This window comes from Clostridium sp. 19966 (genome assembly GCF_032335695.1).
Taxonomy (GTDB): Bacteria; Bacillota; Clostridia; order Clostridiales; family Clostridiaceae; genus JACTOJ01.
Map to the genome: position 1 here is coordinate 37,719 of NZ_JACTOJ010000023.1, position 17,614 is coordinate 55,332.

Annotated in this window: 22 protein-coding genes and 1 pseudogene; 6 read left to right on the forward strand and 17 right to left on the reverse strand. The window is 33.6% G+C overall.

The genetic code is table 11. The features are described from left to right. Positions 1–135: 135 nt before the first annotated feature. Together IAI10_RS19250 and IAI10_RS19255 are read right to left on the reverse strand one after the other, a co-directional pair. The gene (locus tag IAI10_RS19250; RefSeq protein WP_315674931.1) at positions 136–417 is read right to left on the reverse strand and encodes a hypothetical protein; all 282 of its coding nucleotides are present in this window, start codon (positions 415–417) and stop codon (positions 136–138) included. Further along, positions 398–547 carry a hypothetical protein gene (locus IAI10_RS19255; RefSeq protein WP_315674932.1) on the reverse strand — a complete coding sequence of 50 codons (150 nt, stop codon included), beginning with the start codon at positions 545–547 and terminating at the stop codon, positions 398–400. The genes IAI10_RS19250 and IAI10_RS19255 overlap by 20 nt, the downstream gene beginning before the upstream one ends. A 206-nt stretch (positions 548–753) precedes the next feature. On the opposite strand from IAI10_RS19255, the pseudogene IAI10_RS19260 reads away from it, so the two are divergent. Next, positions 754–1,389 (forward strand): annotated as a pseudogene (locus IAI10_RS19260) (flavodoxin family protein). Between the two features lie 120 nt (positions 1,390–1,509). Here IAI10_RS19260 and IAI10_RS19265 read toward each other — a convergent pair. Next, complete coding sequence (locus IAI10_RS19265) at positions 1,510–2,175, reverse strand: NAD(P)H-dependent oxidoreductase (RefSeq protein ID WP_315674933.1); 666 nt, start codon at positions 2,173–2,175, stop codon at positions 1,510–1,512. A 138-nt stretch (positions 2,176–2,313) separates the two neighbouring features. Here IAI10_RS19265 and IAI10_RS19270 point away from each other — a divergent pair, with 138 nt between their 5' ends. After that, entirely contained in the window at positions 2,314–2,670 is a 357-nt protein-coding gene (locus tag IAI10_RS19270) for a helix-turn-helix domain-containing protein (RefSeq protein WP_315674934.1), read from the forward strand. Positions 2,671–2,749: 79 nt separating this feature from the next. On the opposite strand, the gene IAI10_RS19275 is transcribed toward IAI10_RS19270, so the two are convergent. Continuing rightward, complete coding sequence (locus tag IAI10_RS19275; RefSeq protein ID WP_315674935.1) at positions 2,750–3,787, reverse strand: helix-turn-helix domain-containing protein; 1,038 nt, start codon at positions 3,785–3,787, stop codon at positions 2,750–2,752. A gap of 203 nt (positions 3,788–3,990) precedes the next feature. On the opposite strand from IAI10_RS19275, the gene IAI10_RS19280 reads away from it, so the two are divergent. Together IAI10_RS19280 and IAI10_RS19285 are read left to right on the forward strand one after the other, a co-directional pair. Continuing rightward, a complete protein-coding gene (locus tag IAI10_RS19280) occupies positions 3,991–4,518 on the forward strand; it encodes a PadR family transcriptional regulator (protein WP_315674936.1) in 528 nt (175 codons plus the stop codon). Between the two features lie 3 nt (positions 4,519–4,521). Next, entirely contained in the window at positions 4,522–5,886 is a 1,365-nt protein-coding gene (locus IAI10_RS19285) for an MFS transporter (protein WP_315674937.1), read from the forward strand. A gap of 46 nt (positions 5,887–5,932) precedes the next feature. Here IAI10_RS19285 and IAI10_RS19290 read toward each other — a convergent pair whose 3' ends face one another. From IAI10_RS19290 to IAI10_RS19330, 9 genes are all read right to left on the reverse strand, one after another. Beyond that, on the reverse strand, positions 5,933–6,694 hold the full coding sequence (locus IAI10_RS19290; protein ID WP_315674938.1) for an SDR family NAD(P)-dependent oxidoreductase: 762 nt from the start codon (positions 6,692–6,694) through the stop codon (positions 5,933–5,935). 65 nt (positions 6,695–6,759) lie between these two features. Beyond that, positions 6,760–7,344, reverse strand: a complete 585-nt coding sequence (locus IAI10_RS19295) for a Crp/Fnr family transcriptional regulator (protein WP_315674939.1) — start codon at positions 7,342–7,344, stop codon at positions 6,760–6,762. Between the two features lie 206 nt (positions 7,345–7,550). Then, positions 7,551–9,029, reverse strand: coding sequence for an Lsa family ABC-F type ribosomal protection protein (locus IAI10_RS19300; protein ID WP_315674940.1), 1,479 nt, complete (start codon positions 9,027–9,029; stop codon positions 7,551–7,553). Positions 9,030–9,515: 486 nt separating this feature from the next. Beyond that, on the reverse strand, positions 9,516–9,884 hold the full coding sequence (locus IAI10_RS19305) for a DUF1232 domain-containing protein (protein ID WP_315674941.1): 369 nt from the start codon (positions 9,882–9,884) through the stop codon (positions 9,516–9,518). A 128-nt stretch (positions 9,885–10,012) separates the two neighbouring features. Further along, a complete protein-coding gene (locus tag IAI10_RS19310; RefSeq protein ID WP_315674942.1) occupies positions 10,013–10,486 on the reverse strand; it encodes a flavodoxin in 474 nt (157 codons plus the stop codon). A 5-nt stretch (positions 10,487–10,491) separates the two neighbouring features. Beyond that, positions 10,492–10,812, reverse strand: a complete 321-nt coding sequence (locus IAI10_RS19315; RefSeq protein WP_315674943.1) for a carboxymuconolactone decarboxylase family protein — start codon at positions 10,810–10,812, stop codon at positions 10,492–10,494. A gap of 85 nt (positions 10,813–10,897) precedes the next feature. Beyond that, a complete protein-coding gene (locus IAI10_RS19320) occupies positions 10,898–11,740 on the reverse strand; it encodes an aldo/keto reductase (protein WP_315674944.1) in 843 nt (280 codons plus the stop codon). A 28-nt stretch (positions 11,741–11,768) separates the two neighbouring features. Continuing rightward, positions 11,769–12,179, reverse strand: coding sequence for a cupin domain-containing protein (locus tag IAI10_RS19325; protein ID WP_315674945.1), 411 nt, complete (start codon positions 12,177–12,179; stop codon positions 11,769–11,771). Positions 12,180–12,210: 31 nt separating this feature from the next. Next, positions 12,211–13,383, reverse strand: a complete 1,173-nt coding sequence (locus IAI10_RS19330; RefSeq protein WP_315674946.1) for an iron-containing alcohol dehydrogenase — start codon at positions 13,381–13,383, stop codon at positions 12,211–12,213. A gap of 163 nt (positions 13,384–13,546) precedes the next feature. Between IAI10_RS19330 and IAI10_RS19335 the strand changes: the two genes are divergently transcribed. Then, a complete protein-coding gene (locus tag IAI10_RS19335) occupies positions 13,547–13,993 on the forward strand; it encodes a MerR family transcriptional regulator (RefSeq protein WP_315674947.1) in 447 nt (148 codons plus the stop codon). Between the two features lie 248 nt (positions 13,994–14,241). Here the strand turns inward: IAI10_RS19335 and IAI10_RS19340 are convergent, their stop codons facing one another. From IAI10_RS19340 to IAI10_RS19355, 4 genes are all read right to left on the reverse strand, one after another. Beyond that, on the reverse strand, positions 14,242–14,538 hold the full coding sequence (locus tag IAI10_RS19340; protein ID WP_315674948.1) for a DUF5316 family protein: 297 nt from the start codon (positions 14,536–14,538) through the stop codon (positions 14,242–14,244). A gap of 112 nt (positions 14,539–14,650) precedes the next feature. Then, positions 14,651–15,406, reverse strand: coding sequence for a DUF3307 domain-containing protein (locus tag IAI10_RS19345; RefSeq protein WP_315674949.1), 756 nt, complete (start codon positions 15,404–15,406; stop codon positions 14,651–14,653). Next, entirely contained in the window at positions 15,399–16,085 is a 687-nt protein-coding gene (locus tag IAI10_RS19350) for a SatD family protein (RefSeq protein WP_315674950.1), read from the reverse strand. The genes IAI10_RS19345 and IAI10_RS19350 overlap by 8 nt, the downstream gene beginning before the upstream one ends. Before the next feature lie 259 nt (positions 16,086–16,344). Continuing rightward, positions 16,345–16,533 (reverse strand): ferredoxin, encoded by a 189-nt coding sequence (locus IAI10_RS19355; protein ID WP_315674951.1) that lies wholly within the window; start codon positions 16,531–16,533, stop codon positions 16,345–16,347. 181 nt (positions 16,534–16,714) lie between these two features. On the opposite strand from IAI10_RS19355, the gene IAI10_RS19360 reads away from it, so the two are divergent. Then, the gene (locus tag IAI10_RS19360) at positions 16,715–17,479 is read left to right on the forward strand and encodes a DUF438 domain-containing protein (RefSeq protein WP_315674952.1); all 765 of its coding nucleotides are present in this window, start codon (positions 16,715–16,717) and stop codon (positions 17,477–17,479) included. Positions 17,480–17,614: the final 135 nt, after the last annotated feature.

The window sequence follows — 17,614 nt, forward strand, 5'->3', positions numbered from 1 at the left end:
TTCATAATATGTATAAATATCTTTCTAGTAAAGAAAACTGCAAACTTAAACTAGAGAATGCTTCATCAACTTTTAAATTCTATTTTTTATTGTTTGACATTTATAAAATTTAATAACTAGCAAATTTTTCATTATTTATAGATGCATAAAATCAAGCGAATCTCCCAAAAATGAAACTAAAGAAATAATGGTTAATTCAACTTTTATCACTAATATCCCTGCTGGTGAATATAGACCATGGCTAATTGCAAGTGCCATAGCTGCATTTGTTATTTTAGTTCCAACTAAATTCAAAGCATTGGCTTTGTAGCAGGCTCTTGCTTCATAATAGGTTGCAAAGGCATCTCCAATACCAGCAGCCAAAAACTTTGCAGGTGGGCCTAAAATTATGTCTGTATCAACTTTGAGATTTTGCACTATCAAACACAAAAGGATCAGATACTATTAGAAAGGATTTTCCTAGGCTTTTTACATATTCAACTATCTCACTTAATACCCCGGCTCCTTGTACATATTTTGATGGTGATTGAATTGATTTTACTATCATAACTATTCCTCCAGTTCATATTTTAACTTTGCTTTTGTTGGGAATAATTATAATCTCATTCCCATTTTGGTACATCCTCATAGATTTATTTTGAAAAAAGCTATTTACAAAACTAAACGGTTAGTATATTATATATTTATAAACTAAACGTTCAGTTTGATTAATTAAATAATAAATATTATAAAGTATAAGAGGAGGAAAATTTAATGAAGGTTGTTGTTTTTAACGGAAGTCCAAATAAATAAGGTAATACTTATCACGGAATAAAGCTAGTTGTTGAGGAACTGGAAAAGGAAGGAATAGAAACAGAAATAATTCATGTAGGTAATAAATCTGTACGAGGCTGTATTGCTTGTGGATATTGCACAAAATACAAAAATGGAAAATGTGCTATTGCTGTAGATCCAGTTAATGATTGGATTGAGAAAATGAAAGATGCTGACGGGATAATTCTGGCTTCGCCAGTACACTATTCTGCAATTGCCGGAACAATGAAGTCCTTTTTAGATAGAGCTTTTCGCGTAGCAGAGGGCAATGATAATATGCTAAGGCTCAAAGTTGGAGCTGCAGTAGTTGCAGTAAGACGTACAGGTGGAATGCCTACCTTTGACCAATTAAATAATTACATTAATCATTCTGAAATGATAATCCCTACTTCAAATTATTGGAACATTATTAATGGAAGATTACCAGGCGAAGCACTGCAGGATGAAGAAGGCGTTCAAATAATGAGAGTATTAGGTAAAAATATGGCTTGGCTTATGAAAGTTATTGAAAATGGAAAAGCTTCTATCAAAGAGCCTGAAAGAGAAGAGAAAATTTTCACTAATTTTATTCGATAGCTCCCCCCCTACTCTTGTGAATTTGAAATCTATATTTTTCATAAAAAAAGGCTGCGTGCTTATGATGAGCCACAGCCTTTTATATTTTTCACTAGCAGGAAGCAAATGAAATCTAAACTATTAAACCCACTGTACAACCTCTTCTAATGATCGTCTTGTCTTTGGATATGGTTCTCCTGCACGATAGCCAAAGCTTGCCATAACTGAAACTCCAAAGTGCTCAGTATCCAAAAGATTATTTTCTGCTAATATTTTTTCAACAGCAGCTATATTAAAGCCTTCTATTGGGCAGGAATCTATACCTAAAAATGCTGCAGTAGTAAGCATATTTGCTAAGGCTATATAAGTTTGCTTTGAAGCCCAATCATATAATGCACGATCACTTTCCAAAAGCTTAAAATCATCTCTCTGGAAATTTTCAAAATGTGCTTTTCTTTCTTTAGCGATTTCTTCAGGAAGTTTTTGTACCTCAGTCATAACTTTCCACAAATAATCTGAATTATATAAGGTATCAACCTTTTTACGTGCTAAAAGTATAACGAAGTGACTTGCTCCATTAAAGCTGTTTTGTGCTCCCCAAGCAGCTGGATATAATTTTTCCCTTAGTTTAGGATCTTGAACAACTAAAAACTTCCAAGGTTCAAAACCAAAGGAACTTGGTGAAAGTCTGCCAGCTTCCAATATTGTATTAAAATCTTTTTCTGATACCACTTTGCTGGCATCAAATTTCTTGCATGCATGCCTAAACTTAAAAGCATCCAATATTAATTCGTTTTTATCACTCATTTATAAAACCACCTTTCATTTACCTTGCTTCAAATATAACATATTTAGATACTATATTGAAGTACGCACATTTTTGATATATAATATACTCATATGGTATTAAGTATATTTTTTATACTATTGGAAGGATATGATACTATGGAAACTATTAATTCTAACTGCGGCGGTCGTCCTTGCCCAGTGGAAACAACTCTAAATCTAATTAGCGGGAAATGGAAAGGAATTATTCTATACAGGCTCTTGGGCGGCAAAAAACGTTTTAATGAACTTAAAAGATTAATGCCTAATGTAACTCACAGAACCCTTACACTGCAATTAAGAGAGCTTGAAGCAGACGGCATCATAAAGCGCACAGTATATGCAGAAGTTCCCCCAAGAGTAGAATACGAACTAACAGATCTTGGCACCTCTATGTCTCCAATAATTCAATCCATGTATGATTGGGGAACTAAATATCAGGACAATCAATTGCAATTAAGCCATGACTTAAAATAAACTTTTATCATTTAAAAAGCGTCCACTATAAGAGTTACAGCGGGCGCTTAAATAAAAATTATAAACCAACTTTATCATTTCATTGTTCCAATAAAAACCTTATCCTAGGATCATCTTTTACAAAATCAAGGCTTTTATCTAGCTTAATTCTCCTTTTAGCTAAGCTTTCACATTTATCTTTGCTCCACCCCTTAAGGTTCTTCCACTTTCTATGCCTGTATAGCTTTGAATGTAAATGTTCCATGCTTTCCGCTTCATTTACCATTTTTGTAATCAGCTCTATAGCCTTTTCCTTATCCTGCTTTTGCTTTGCCAAATATAAATCAAAGGAGTATTTTTTATATGCTCCTAAATCGAACACTTCCACTAGCCTTTTAGCTCGCTCTGTGTATTCTTCTGCCTCGTCAAATTTATTTTCTTTCAATAACATCTCTATTATTAAAAATAAAGCCGCCTCTGCTTCCATGGCATCTTTAAATAGTATGTCTTCACAGACACCGTAAGCTTCCTCAAATTTTTCACTGCTTTGAAAAAGCAGTGCCTGTTGAAGCTGCTTCTCCATTTCTATATTTGCTTCCGGAATCTTGTCTAATATTTCTTGAGCCTTATCATACTCTTTTTTCTCTCTGTATATTCCAGCTAACAATATTTTTGACATAGAAGCTGCCTTTTCGTTGCTGCTTGCTGCTACAAGCTCAATCCAGGCAAGTAATTTTCTTTCATGCTTATCCTTTTCCTCAATTTTAGATGTAGTTAAAAATAATCTTAATATTGAAGCTACCCTTAGTATCAACTCATCACAGCTTGAATACTCCTTAATTAACTCGCTGCCTCTCTCAAACGCCTTTTCATACCCCTCTTTTGATACTAGCTCACTAACCTCTCTTCCAAGTCTATTTACCTCTGACTCTGTCAGTTCCTCGTTAAAAGCCAATAAAGTATTAACATCTATTTTTAAAATCCTTGCAAGAGGTGCCAGCAGAGTTATATCTGGGTAGGACATTCCATTTTCCCACTTGTTTACTGCTGGTGCACTTATATTTAAATAATTAGCAACCTGTTCTTGAGTAAGATTTTGTTTTTTTCTGCAATCCCTAATAATTTCACCTATTTTCATGAAAAATTCCTCCACCTATCTACAATCATTAATTAAATCATATCAAAGCTGCCTTATTTAAACAATTGAAGCCTTCTCATTTTTTGCTCATGAAAGTTAACTGTTAGTTAATAAAACTTTTATTCTCTAAAATTTTAGTGTTGCATTTTATATCTAAAAGATATACTATAGATATATCTTTTAGATATAAAGGAGGTAATTATATGATGAATGAATTTTATATTTTAGCTGAACTAATGGAAGAGCCTCAAAATGGTTACCAGCTGCGCAGTGCCATGCAAACCTCCTTAGGTCCTAATCGCAAGATAAGCTTTGGTGTTATCTATCCTCTGCTAGATAAACTGGCTGATTTAGGCTTCGTCGAACTTATTGCTGACAAAGATGCCCATAATAAAAAAATTGCGATGATAACAGAAAAGGGAAAAGCTTATTTTTTTGAGTTGATGGAAAAGCCTGTGCCTAAAGGTTCATATAGAGCTGACATTTTTTCAATTAAACTGGATGCTATGCAGCATCTTTCTACTGAACGTCAATTTAAGCTTTTAGAAGAATTTTTCGAAGAACAGCAGATGATCATTGCTGATACTGAAAAAGCTATGGATCATTTAGCAAAGAAAAAATCTAAAGATCACTACTATGCACTGAAAAAGCTAGACTTACGATTACGTCAGGCTAAAGAAGCAATCAGGTGGATAGAAGATTTTAGAGAAGATTTAAAGAAAGGAATATAAAAAATGAAAAAAGAAATAAAAGTGGCCCTGCTGATGGCTGCTAGCCTATTCATAGATATGCTGGACGGAACAATTGTTACAACTGCATTGCCAAAAATATCAAATTATTTTCACACAAGTTCTTCCACAGCAGCCCTGCTGGTAAGCGTATATCTGATTACTCTGGCAATCTTTATTCCCATGAGCGGATGGCTGGCAAATAGATTTGGCAAAAAAAATATTTGGATGCTGGCAGTGATAGTATTTACCCTCAGCTCCTTAGGAAACACTTTATCGCCTAACTTTGAAATTTTATTAATCATGCGTATCATACAAGGTTTTTCAGCCGCATTAATGACACCCACTGCTCGATTGATTGTTTTAGAAAAAACTCCAGCATCACAATTATTACGCATGGTCAGCTATTTAATTTGGCCTGCCTTGATAGCTCCTGCAATAGCACCTATAGCAGGCGGGTTCATAATAACTTACTGGAGCTGGCATTGGATTTTTTTAATAAATATCCCCATTGGCATTATTATTACATTTATAGGTTCAAATTTGATTGAAAATGATACAGCTAATATTAAAACTCCCTTTGACTGGTTTGGATTTTTTGAAATAACCGCTGCCTCTGCGCTTGTACTGGTAGGTGCTGAATTAGCCACCCATGGAAGCAAATATTGGATAGCAGCACTGCTGATGGTTATTATAGGAATATTCTTTGGGTTTAATGTGCTTAAACATCTTAAGACCACTGACAATCCACTGTTTTCAGTAGCTGCCTTAAAGGTTACTTCCTTTAGAATTTGTCAGACAAACGGCTCCGTTCTTTGGTTATCCGTTGGAGCAATGCCTTATTTATTAACCGTATTTTTACAAACAATTTTCCAATGGTCACCAGTGAAAGCAGGCTCCTATGTTCTATTTATTTTTCTTGGAAACATTGGTATTAAGCCCTTTACTAACCCCATCATCCGCCGCCTCGGTTATAGAGGAGCGCTGCTAGCTTCCTTCTTTATGGTACTAGCTAGCTCTATTGCCCTTGCATTTATAAATGCTGCAACTATTGGTATATTGATAATGCTTCTGGCATTAATCTCTGGCGTTGGACGTTCTTTGGCATTAACTGCTTTTAATGGCCTAAATTTATCTGAAATACATCCAAAGGATAGAAACAGTGCTAATACCTTGAGTTCAGTAGTACAAACTCTAGCACAGGGTATAGGTGTATCCATAATCACAGTAGTTGTAAATTTGCTTCAATCGATTGCAGCTTCCAGCACAGCTTATAAGCTAGGCTTTGTTTTTCTTGGTTTACTAATGGTATTACCAATTATTAAAACTATTTCTTTGCCTAAAGATATTGGGCACATGACAATTAAATAATATATATGTAACCTCCATGGATTTGTGCCAAGCAAAGTTATGGAGGTTATATTTTTGCATTCAATTTGTTTTTCATTTTTGCAACGGCTATCATTTTCAGCTTTACAGGAAAGCAATTTTTTATTCTGTTTATGAATCCCGGAACAATTATCTCTTTATTTTTCATAAATCCTTTGTACGCAAATCTAGCAACCTCTTCGGCAGCCATAGCACCACGTGGAGTTTCTTTTTCTTCTCTAATAAAGAAATTAGTTTTTGTGGCTCCTGGACATAATACAGATACTTGTACACCCTTTTTCTTTGCTTCATATCGAATTGCTCTGCTATAGCTTAGTACAAAAGCTTTGCTTGCAAAATATGTGCTGGTATATGGTCCAGGCTGAAAAGCGCCAGTTGAGGAAACATTTAAAATTTTACCCTTTCCCTGTCCATACATGTCAGAAATATATAGTTTACAGAGTTCTACAAGATTTATGATATTTAATACCATCATACTTTCATCTTTCTTTAAATGGATTTTATCTGTAGCGCCAGCCAAGCCTATTCCAGCATTATTCACAAGTATAGAAATTCTTAAATTAGATTCTTTTGTCCAGTTATATATTTCTGTTGCTGCACCTATCTTTCCCATATCCTGCTGATAGGTAAATACAGTGGTCTTGAACTCATCTTCTAATTTTTGTTTAGCGTTATGCAAGCTTTCACTGCTAGAAGAAACTATTACAACATTGCAGCCATCTCTAGCAAAATTTCTAGCAAGCTCAAAGCCTATTCCACTTGTTCCTCCCGTAATTAATACATATTCCATAGGTAAGCACTCCTTTCTTCTTATATAATTATAGAAGCAAGAAATGCTGCAGTAATTCACATATGTTAATTGAAAGAATTATTTTTTATCCCTTTCCTTATCCTGCTCAAAGATGCAGCTCTGACGCCTATGTAAGATGCAATATATCTTAATTCAACTCTATCATGAAGATTAGGATATTGTTCGCAAAAATTAATATATCGTTCTTCAGCATTCATTAAAGCTGAATTCTTAATCCTGTTTTCCAGTTTTTCCACTTCTCTTAGATAATACTTAACAAATATGTTGTTTAAGTCTTCATCTTCTTTTATAATTTTATGTACCAATTCATATGGTAGCTGAATACTTTGACAATCTTCCAGGCATTCGATAGTAAATGATGAAACACTTGATTTCCGTAAGCCTTCAGAAGAAAAAAATTCATTTTCACTGCTGAAACATTTTGTAATGTCATTTCCTTGATCATCGATATAATATCCTCTAACTATGCCATGAATGATAAAATAAAGGCTTGTAGATTTTATACCTTCCAGCAGCACAATATGTTTGTCATGGAAATTCACGAAATGAGCTTCACCATTAATTATGTCAGCAGTATTCTTATCTATTTTAATTCCAAGGCCCTTTTCCAAATACTCACTAGCATTCATTCCCTTTATCAAATCCTTTTTAATTTATTAATAAAATAGTGCTAAAAATTTTACTTTTTACAATGAGGGCAGTCCATTAATCTATGTAACACTTAGGTTTATAGACTGTCCTCAAAAATAATGACTGAAATACTTTCCAAAGAAGAAAAGTTTAACTCTCTAATCAGAAGAAAATTTGTGTCAGAAACCGATGGATTTAATTCCGGCTAAAGCTCATAAAACTTCGTTGCAACATTTTTGCAAAATTCACTGTCATGCTCCACAAATAATAAAGTTGGAGAATATTGAAGCAATAGCTCTTCTATCTGCATGCGGGATATAATATCAATAAAATTAAGCGGCTCATCCCATATGTGCAAATGAGCTTTCTCGCAAAGACTTTTTGCAATAAGAACTTTTTTCTTTTGTCCCCCGCTAAAAGAACACATATCTTTTTCGAATTGATTTCTTGAAAAATCAAGTTTTCTTAAAATAGCTTTAAAAAGACTTTCATCAATATTGTTTTCAAAAGCGTAATCCGTTAAGTTTCCCTTAAGATGGGATGTATTCTGAGATACATAGGATATCTTAAGTTCACTCCCTTTTGTAAAAATACCTGTATAATTTATGTCCTCACCACAAATAAGTTTTATAATGCTTGACTTTCCCGAACCATTTTTACCTTTCAGTGCAATTCGGTCACCTTGTTCAATAATAAGATCAACATCCTTGCAGACCATGGTGTCACCGTAAAAAATCGAAACATTTTCAAGTTCCACAAGCCTATTTTTATGATAAGAAAGTTGAGAAAGCTTCAAGCTGTCGGAACTTTCAATATTTTTGAGAAGCATAGATTTTTCTTCAATAGCTGCCTGCTGTCTATTTTCCATTGACTTGGAATGTTTCATCATTTTAGCAGCCTTATGCCCCACATACCCTTTATCCAGCTTAGAGCCAGAATTTGTTGTTCCTTTTTTGGATTTTTCCACTTTATCTGACCAATTACTTGTTCGCTTTGCAGCTTTTGATAAGCGATTAATATCTTTTTTCAGCTTTTCGTTTTCTGCCAGCTCAAATTCATCCTGCCTTTTTTTATTTTCCCACCAGCTGGAAAAATTACCTCTTTGTATTTCTATATTTGTTTTATTTATTGAAAGAACATGGTCAATACAATTGTCCAAAAAAGACCTATCATGTGAGATGAGAATAAATCCCTTCTTTTTTCTGAGATAATTACTAAGTTTTTTTCTGCCATCTACATCCAAATGATTTGTAGGCTCATCAATAAGCAAAAATGAGTTTTCCTTCAAAAACATAGCAACAAGTAAAGCTTTGGTCTGCTCACCCTTTGACAGTGTATTAAACTGTCGATATAAAACATCATCCTCTATATCCAATAAGGATAATTCTTTGATTATTTCCCAATCCATTGAATTTGGGCTGATTTCCTTTATGATATCTATGACGAAGCTTTCATTTTCTTGCGTCTCATAAGGAAAATATTCAAAAGTCACATTAGCTGAAATACCTCCGCTATATTCATATTTTCCAAGTAGAAGATTTAAAAAGGTAGTTTTACCTCTTCCATTTCTTCCTGTGAAGCCCAATTTCCATTCTGTATCAATTTGAAAATTTACATTTTCAAAAATATTATCGTAACTGCTTTCATAAGCGAAGGTTAGATTTGTAGCATTTATTAAAGACATGTTTTTGTCCTCCTCTGTAATTAATAGTATATATAACAAAGTCGGAACAATAGGTGACTTTATTACTACTCCATATAAATGTCACCTGAAGCATCCGGCTTCATATGGAGATTATCATGTGTTAACAAAGTATCTTTATCGCTCATTATATTATTAATCCTCCTTATTCTTATTATTTATAAAAAAATAAGAGCCGCAAGAAATTATTATTCTTACAGCTCTTAAACATACATAGTTAAGCTAAGCTTTATAGCATAACACAAGGCATATGTTAAGAAAAAAATAACAACTTTCTCGCATAAGTACAACAAAAAACAAAGCATAGCTGCCTATCTTTTTGTTATATTGTACTTTAAAAATTAGCAAGAAAAGTTAATCATTTTTTCACCTCAAATTTCAATTTTTTATTATTATACCATCATGCATGGAAAAAGTCAAAAGCAAGAGAATTAAGGGATTTCAATATAACTGCTTAATTAAATCATCTTATCTCATAATAGCCTTGATAATTAGCAATATTAATGCTATCCATATTAATATAATTGGTATTGCAAAGTACCACCTTTTAGGCTTTCCGCTACTCCATAAGTTTTCTGCCTCAATTCTGCATTGATTAAATGTTCTTTCTGGTATAAATCTTACTGTTATCGCTATAAATATTGGAAGTAAAATTAAGTCATCTAACAAACCTATAATCGGTATGAAATCAGGTATAAAATCAATAGGTGATAACGCATACCCAATTGTAATTCCTGCAAAAATTTTTGCAATTACAGGTGTTTCCTTCTTCCTTAAAGCAATAAATACAGCAGGTATATCTGATTTTAATTTTCTAGCTCTAGCTTTTAAATCCATATTTTAATTTTCCTTTGTTTTAATATGTTTTGATTTATGATATTTTACTACTCTATAGCAATATTATATCATATTTCAGAATCATACCTAGAAAATTCTATTTGTAATCCATGATTTTATATAGCTGCTTATAAACAGTCAATCCATTTCTTAAGCTTGCTTTCAGGCATTACCATTTTGTCTGTATCAAATCTGATATCAATGGCATTTGTAACAATGCTATTCTTACAAGCCTCTTCCATATCCTTTATTGTATGTCCAATCCATCCTCCATTCGTTACAAATGGAATTACAGTCTTTCCTGACAGATCATATTCAGATAAAAAAGTTGCAACTGCTGGAGCATAAGTATACCACCATACTGGAGTACCTATAATAATCGTATCATAAGCTGCTAAATTTACTGAAAGAGGTTTTATTTCCGGTTTAAATCCATGATCTATCTCCTTTTTCCCTTGATCAACCACCGAATTGTAATCCCCTGTATAAGGTTTTGCTGTTTCAATTTCACATATATCAGCACCAGTAGCCTTCTGAAGCTGCTCTGCAATTTTCTTCGTATTATTTGTGTAAGAATAATACATAATCAATTTTTTTCCCATACACTTTATTCCTCCCAAACTTCTTTTGCCAGTGTAAAGGCTGCCCAACCATTTGGCCATCCCACATAAAAGGCTAGATGTGTTATAGCCTCAGCAATTTCTTCTGCAGTCACACCATTATTCTTTGCATTTGCCATATGATATTTTAAAGAGTTATCAAAAATCCCTTTTGTCATTAATGCAGTTACGGTAATCAAGCTTCGATCTCTCAGGGACAATTTATCCTCTCGTGACCAAACCTCACCAAATAGGACATCATCATTTAATTCTGCAAATTTAGGTGCAAATGTTCCAAGCGCGTCTCTGCCTGCTGTCTGCTTTTTCATAGTAACCTCCAATTCTTATGAAAAACTATTATCTAGATCATAAATAGTTTTTCATAAAGTTTTAATCTAAATTATTATTAACTGTTTATAAACTCCAGCTTGTTAAATATTCAACTGTACTCGGATCATAATGCGAAAAGAATGCACTTTGAGCCTCATCCAGCCCTGCGATTTCATTCTTATCTTCTAAACTAAGTTCAAAATCAAACACATTGAAATTCTCAATCATCCTGTTCTTATGAATAGATTTAGGAATAACTACAATATCGCTTTCCATAAGATATCTTAAAATTATCTGTGCCACAGATTTGTTGTATTTTTCACTAATTTTTGTAAGTATAGGATTTGTAAATATATCTTTTCTTCCTTCGGCAAAGGGTCCCCAGGATTCATGGATAATACCATACTTTTTCATGATTTCATGAGCTTCTTTCTGCTGTTGGAACGGATGTGTTTCTACCTGATTAACTGCCGGAATTACTTCCTGATACTTACATAGGTCAATCAACCTGTCAGGATAGAAATTGCTTACACCAATCGCTCTTAATTTTCCTTCTTTATATGCTTCTGTCATAGCTCTATAAGTGCCATAATAATCATTAAATGGCTGATGAATAAGCATTAAATCAATATAATCTGTCTTCAATTTCTTTAATGACTCCCCAATGGATGCCTTTGCCTTTTCATAGCCTCCATTGCTAATCCAGATTTTTGTAGTAATAAATAATTCTTCTCTTGGAACACCACTTTTTATAATGGCATTACCAACACCTTCTTCATTTGCATAAGCTTGAGCTGTATCAATAGAACGATATCCAGAATCAATTGCTTCAAGCACATATTTTTCACATTCTGCTGGGTCTACTTGATAAACACCATATCCTAAGATTGGCATCTTTACTCCATTATTTAATGTCACATATCTCATAAATAAATCCTCCTCTTTTTAATTTGTCTTATTTCAATTTCCTGTACTCTTCATCTGTCACTGGTTCACACCATTCATTGGAACCGCCTTCTACTGGAACAGATAAGGCTAGATGTGCAAAAGCCTCATCTGCTACAGCACCATGCCAGTGCTTGATTTCGGGAGCAATATATACCACATCTCCGCTCTTTAAAAGTTGTGGTTCTTTACCCATCTCCTGATACCATCCGTGACCACCGACACAAATCAATATCTGTCCACTGCCATGATGGATATGCCAGTTATTACGACATCCCGGTTCAAATGTTACATTGCTGATAAAAACTTCCTTGCTATTCAAAAGATTTAAATAGCTTTTCCCAATAAAATAAGGTGCATAAGCAGTATTTTCTTCTCCAAGTGAAAAGTCAGATACCTTTTCTAGTCCTTTTACGTCCATTTTTCATTCTCCTTCTCATTCTTCTTTTTTCTTACTTATATGATTTTTCATATATTTTTATACAATCTTCCTGGGATAAAGGACATGGATCACACATAAATAGTCCCCCCATTGTTTCCCTTGCATTTGTTGCCATCTTATCTAATTCACTCTTTTGTATTCCATAGTCTGACATTTTCAGATTAGCTACTTCACATGCCTCCTGCAGCTTTATAAGCATCGTAATAAAGTCCTGAGGATCTTTTGCCTCCTGCATACCTAATGCTTTTGCCATACGAACAAACCTGTCATCACATGCATGCTTATCTATAAAATACTGATAATACTCTTTACTTATCATGATAAGTCCTGCTCCATGTGGAAGTTCTTGATGATAGGCACTCATTGCATGCTCCATAGAATGTTCACTAGTACATGCACTGATGGTCATAACAGTTCCAGAAAGAGTATTGGCAAATGCTACATGTTCTCTTGCCTCCATATCATTTCCATCCTTTACAGCTCTAGCAAGATATGCTCCAATATTCTCAATTGCTGTCAGAGCATACATGTCACTCATCATATTAGCAGCTGCTGATATATAACATTCTGTACTGTGAAATAATGCATCGAAGCCCTGATAAGCTGTAAAGGCATGCGGAACGCTTTTCATTAGCTCAGGATCTACTATCGCCAAAACTGGGTAAAGAGAGTCTGGACCACCAAAGCCCATCTTTTCATTGGTCTCTTCATTGGTAACAACGCCCCACTGATCAACCTCTGAACCAGTTCCTGCTGTAGTGGTAATTGCTACAACTGGTAATGGTTCCTTTGTAAGTGGCTGGCCTTTTCCAGTTCCACCATACATATAATTCCATAGATCTCCTTCATTTGTAGCCATAGCTGCAATTGCTTTTGATGCGTCCATAACACTTCCGCCGCCTAATGCAACCACAAAATCACATCCATTTTCTCTTGCAAAGGCTCCACCAGACATTACAGTTGATTTTAACGGATTCGCTTCCACCTTATCAAATAGAACTGTTTCTACTCCTGCAGCATGAAGTTCCTCTTCACATCTTTTAAGATAACCATTTGCTTTTGTTGATTTTCCACTAGAAATAACTAGTAAAGCCTTCTTTCCTGGAAGCTGCTGCTCTCTTAATTGATTTAATTGCCCTTGCCCAAACAGTAGTCTGGTTGGGGAATATTTCATAAAACTCATATCAAATACCCCTTTTCTTTTTTTATTTTTTTTAGCTAAAAATATATTTTAGTCTTGCATAAGTTTCATTTATGTCTTATGATAAATATATTCTAATACCTAAACCTAACTTTAGGTCAATACTTTATTTAAAATTTAAATTTAAAATTATTGGAGATAATTTATGAATTATTCTATTGGCGATATTTCAGAAATGCTAGACATATCCGTATCAACCCTACGTTACTATGACAAAGAAGGACTCCTTCCTCTGGTCAATAGAACGCCTGGAAATATCCGAGTATTCGATGATACAGATGTTGAATGTCTTAAAATGATCGAATGCTTAAAGAATACAGGAATGCCACTTAAGGATATCAAACAATTTTTCGAATGGTGTGAAGAAGGAGATTCTACAATTGACCAGCGATATGAGCTATTCGTTCATCAAAAAGAAAAGACCGAAAAGCAGATTTCAATTTTACAAAATGCTTTGGAACGAATAAATTATAAATGTGAATTTTACAGAATATCAAAAGAAAATGGGACAACAAATGTTCCCGGATTACGTGAAGAATTAGCCATGAAATTTCTAAATAAGTCTACAGAAAATGATACAATGAACAAATAATAAGAGCTTGTCTAGCTCTTATTTTAAATGTAGCTTATTTTACCATCATTGAAATCTGAGCCTACATTTTTATAAGCGGCATTTAAAAAAGTGGATGGAAATGGGAAGACGTTCTCTGAGAATAACATTGCCTATAGCAGTTGGAATTATAGCAGTCACATGTATCGCATTAGTAATTAATATTTGGTATTGCCTACATCGAAATGGGATAATATAAATGTAATTTTATATGATTTAAAACAAAGGCATTAATTAATGAAACCTAGTATTATTATTGCTACCACTATATAGGGCAAAGAAAGGATAAGTAGAATTAAGGCCGCCTTTTGCCTATCAGCTGATTCTTTTTTATTTTCCACAGAGTAATTTAATCTGATTCTATCGCCGCTTCCTAGAATACCATAAAAAACAGCTGATAAAAGCATGCCTATTAAGCCTATGCTTCCAGCAACTTTGCCAGCAGCAGATAAATTAAAAATTAAAGCAGTTATTGTTAGTAGGATTATTAATGCTAAAATGCTAAAGAAAAGAGATTTTTTATACATTTTCTACACCACCCTTGTATAACTCATTAATATAACTTATAAGACATTATTCATATCTATTTAGTAAGATTATATGTACATATGCTGCCTTATTTGTACAGCTTTTTAGCTGTTATAATAATAGAGCAGTAATAATTACGATGACTGTACTTAACAATGTACCCAGCAAATAATATTCTGCAAAATCTTTTTCCTTAGATATTCTGTCGTATCTTGCTATGGACTTTGCTGTAAGTACTAGTCCAACTGCTGAATACTGACCAATAGAGATAAATATCAGCATAATAATTCTTTCAACTGTGCCTATAAATCTTCCTGCATTATAATCCTTTTTCACCAAATCCTCTTTAGTCCCTGGCTTATAAACTCCCAGTAATTTAAATATAGTTATGTTTGCCGGCTTATGGATAATTAATAATGCGGCTGCCATGGATACTAAGGATATTCCTGACACTCCAATAATTTTAAAGAATTGAGAAACACCACTAGAAACGCTGATTGTGCCGTCTTGAAGTACAAACAAATATGCAATAATCACTATAGAAGTAACATGTAATGCTTGATCTAAAACAAATATGTTTCTTTCCTTAAGAGGCATTAGTTTCTTATTCTTCTTTAATATATAAATTTCAGCAAACTTACCAACATCAATAATGGCATGTAAAATAGCTTGTACAGTTCCGAATACAACTACCTTCAGTGACATGATAGGCACTAAAGCAATCATTACGGCTGCCCAATAGCATAAGCAGTGAAACAACAGCCATTTTATGCTGTATTCCTTTTTATCTGCCATACTCTGATTCTGAAGATAAAAATCTCCGATTATATGTGCCAAAAGGAGCAATATGAAATATTCTTTAAACATCTTTTCTCCTTATCTCTGCCAAAGCTTTCTCTATATTATCTAAAGCCTCTTTATAGGCATAGTATTTTCCGTTAGCTAGACTTTTTTGAACAGCTGGCTGCTTAATATTCAATCTTTCAGCCACCTTAGATTGGCTGTCTTCATGCTCCATCATGTTCCAAATTATTTCACGCTGCCTTTCACTCCAGGATTCCTTAATTACTGTCATTAAGGACAATATGGTGTTTATCATAATTGCAGCTGCCTGGTTTTCTCCCTCCACTTCAAATCTTATATCCGATGCATTACTTTGTTTCCTCTTTTCTTTTTCCTTTAAATATTCAATGGCTTTTCTCGCATTGTAATACCCCGGTCCATCCGCTCCGATAGCCATATCCTTGTTTATATCAGTAGTTATAGCCCCTACTCCTACTCCAAATCTAAGTTTAACTGGATACATTTTTCTTTCAATATCAGATATGATTTGCAGAGTATGCTCTCCATTATGCAGCAACCCTTGAAATTCATCCCCCAAGGTGATTATAAATTTTGAAGCTATATCTTCTTCATACTTGCCGTTTATTTCATTTAATATTTTATTAAACTTTTCCTGTACTTCTTTTCTGTTTTCAATTTTCTTAGATTCTTTCATATCTCCAATTATAGCAATATATGGATGATAATTAAATAAAAAAAACATATTAAGCCTCCCTATTTTAATAAAAAAGCACAACCTGATAAAAATATTATATAACCTTATAGATGAATAATCAATATTTATTGACTACATGGGTTATAATTAGGTATTATAACCCATCTTTTAATCAATAATTTTCTCTTACTTATTCATGAGTTTAATACTTATTTTATCATATTTTGCTAAGAAGGTAAAAAATAAACCGGCTTTAAAAGCAATAAAAATGCTGCCATATGCTTTACACCTAGCAGCATTTTCAAATTTATTCTGCTGTTATTGCTCCAACAGGACAGGAACTAGCAGCATCTTGAACTTCAGAAACCTTAGAAGCTAAAATTTCTGCCTCTACCGCCTGGGCCTTTCCATCATCGTCCATGAAAAAAACTTCTGAGCAAACCGATTCACATAGTCCGCAACCAATGCAAGCATCCTTATCAACGTAAGCCTTCATAATAACGCCTCCAATATATTTATTTAATCCCAGAATAAATGGATTTGATTTATTTCACATCTGTATTGTACCAAAATTATTTTTACTAATCAGTGATTCAAATCACATTAATTATAACCTTTAAGTAGTAAAATCAACTCATAGATTAACCAGTTTAAACAAATTTACAGGAGGTATTTTTATGTATTTAGTTAATGAAGATCGAATTGAAAAACTTACAGCTATTCTCAAAAAGCTTAATGACAATGTGGTAACGGAAGAAGTAAGAGGAGAAGCTCTTAATATAGTTGCAAACATTGATCCTATTGAATTATCTGTGGCAGAGCAGAGACTTATAGAACAAGGTATGGACCCACAGGAATTAAGAAACCTTTGTGACATACACATGGAAGTGTTAAGTGATGAATTAGTAAAGCTTAAAAAGAAGATAGAACCAGGACATATGTTGGATACCCTAATTATTGAGCATGATAAAATAAAAGAGTTTTTAATGGAATTGGAAGAGTTAAACAAGGTTATTCAAGCATTAGATAGTTATAGTGAAAATCCAGACTTATTCAAAAAATTAGAAAACTTAGCTATCAATATTCTTGATGCTGAAAAACATCATAAGCGTGAAGAGGATGTGCTATTCCCAGAGCTGGAAAAGAGAAACATCACAGGTCCAACAAGAATCATGAGAATGGAACATGACGATTTAAGAAAGAGGAAACGAATGCTTAAAGAAACTGCACATGCGGCTGCAAACATGGATTTTAGTGAATGCAAGATAAAAGTAGATGAATTAGCTAAATATATTGTATTTCATCTAAGAGACCATATTTATAAGGAAAACTATATACTTTATCCTACAGCCATGGATGCCTTAAAGGATAAAGCATTATGGGAAGAAATGAAGCACAAGAGTGATGAGATAGGCTATTGTCCTTTCACTCCAGGAAAGTAACAAAAGTTAAAGGTGCTGTGGCATTTTGAGCCTTCAGCACCATTTTTATTCCTCACAGTCATAAATAAAACCCTTAATTCTTTTATAGACTAAATGGGTAATGTTTAGCACTTAACGATACTTTGATATTTTTAA

What these genes read in the sequence shown, in the direction of transcription:
- IAI10_RS19290 (WP_315674938.1), bottom strand. Translation starts at nt 6,694, where the DNA reads ATGGAATATGTATTAATTACGGGAGGAACAAGTGGAATAGGCTTTGAG.
- IAI10_RS19255 (WP_315674932.1), bottom strand. Translation starts at nt 547, where the DNA reads ATGATAGTAAAATCAATTCAATCACCATCAAAATATGTACAAGGAGCC.
- IAI10_RS19350 (WP_315674950.1), bottom strand. Translation starts at nt 16,085, where the DNA reads ATGTTTTTTTTATTTAATTATCATCCATATATTGCTATAATTGGAGAT.
- IAI10_RS19330 (WP_315674946.1), bottom strand. Translation starts at nt 13,383, where the DNA reads ATGAGTTTTATGAAATATTCCCCAACCAGACTACTGTTTGGGCAAGGG.
- IAI10_RS19270 (WP_315674934.1), top strand. Translation starts at nt 2,314, where the DNA reads ATGGAAACTATTAATTCTAACTGCGGCGGTCGTCCTTGCCCAGTGGAA.
- IAI10_RS19315 (WP_315674943.1), bottom strand. Translation starts at nt 10,812, where the DNA reads ATGAAAAAGCAGACAGCAGGCAGAGACGCGCTTGGAACATTTGCACCT.
- IAI10_RS19310 (WP_315674942.1), bottom strand. Translation starts at nt 10,486, where the DNA reads ATGGGAAAAAAATTGATTATGTATTATTCTTACACAAATAATACGAAG.
- IAI10_RS19335 (WP_315674947.1), top strand. Translation starts at nt 13,547, where the DNA reads ATGAATTATTCTATTGGCGATATTTCAGAAATGCTAGACATATCCGTA.
- IAI10_RS19345 (WP_315674949.1), bottom strand. Translation starts at nt 15,406, where the DNA reads ATGTTTAAAGAATATTTCATATTGCTCCTTTTGGCACATATAATCGGA.
- IAI10_RS19325 (WP_315674945.1), bottom strand. Translation starts at nt 12,179, where the DNA reads ATGGACGTAAAAGGACTAGAAAAGGTATCTGACTTTTCACTTGGAGAA.
- IAI10_RS19275 (WP_315674935.1), bottom strand. Translation starts at nt 3,787, where the DNA reads ATGAAAATAGGTGAAATTATTAGGGATTGCAGAAAAAAACAAAATCTT.
- IAI10_RS19355 (WP_315674951.1), bottom strand. Translation starts at nt 16,533, where the DNA reads ATGAAGGCTTACGTTGATAAGGATGCTTGCATTGGTTGCGGACTATGT.
- IAI10_RS19360 (WP_315674952.1), top strand. Translation starts at nt 16,715, where the DNA reads ATGTATTTAGTTAATGAAGATCGAATTGAAAAACTTACAGCTATTCTC.
- IAI10_RS19320 (WP_315674944.1), bottom strand. Translation starts at nt 11,740, where the DNA reads ATGAGATATGTGACATTAAATAATGGAGTAAAGATGCCAATCTTAGGA.
- IAI10_RS19305 (WP_315674941.1), bottom strand. Translation starts at nt 9,884, where the DNA reads ATGGATTTAAAAGCTAGAGCTAGAAAATTAAAATCAGATATACCTGCT.
- IAI10_RS19285 (WP_315674937.1), top strand. Translation starts at nt 4,522, where the DNA reads ATGAAAAAAGAAATAAAAGTGGCCCTGCTGATGGCTGCTAGCCTATTC.
- IAI10_RS19300 (WP_315674940.1), bottom strand. Translation starts at nt 9,029, where the DNA reads ATGTCTTTAATAAATGCTACAAATCTAACCTTCGCTTATGAAAGCAGT.
- IAI10_RS19340 (WP_315674948.1), bottom strand. Translation starts at nt 14,538, where the DNA reads ATGTATAAAAAATCTCTTTTCTTTAGCATTTTAGCATTAATAATCCTA.
- IAI10_RS19280 (WP_315674936.1), top strand. Translation starts at nt 3,991, where the DNA reads ATGATGAATGAATTTTATATTTTAGCTGAACTAATGGAAGAGCCTCAA.
- IAI10_RS19265 (WP_315674933.1), bottom strand. Translation starts at nt 2,175, where the DNA reads ATGAGTGATAAAAACGAATTAATATTGGATGCTTTTAAGTTTAGGCAT.
- IAI10_RS19295 (WP_315674939.1), bottom strand. Translation starts at nt 7,344, where the DNA reads ATGAATGCTAGTGAGTATTTGGAAAAGGGCCTTGGAATTAAAATAGAT.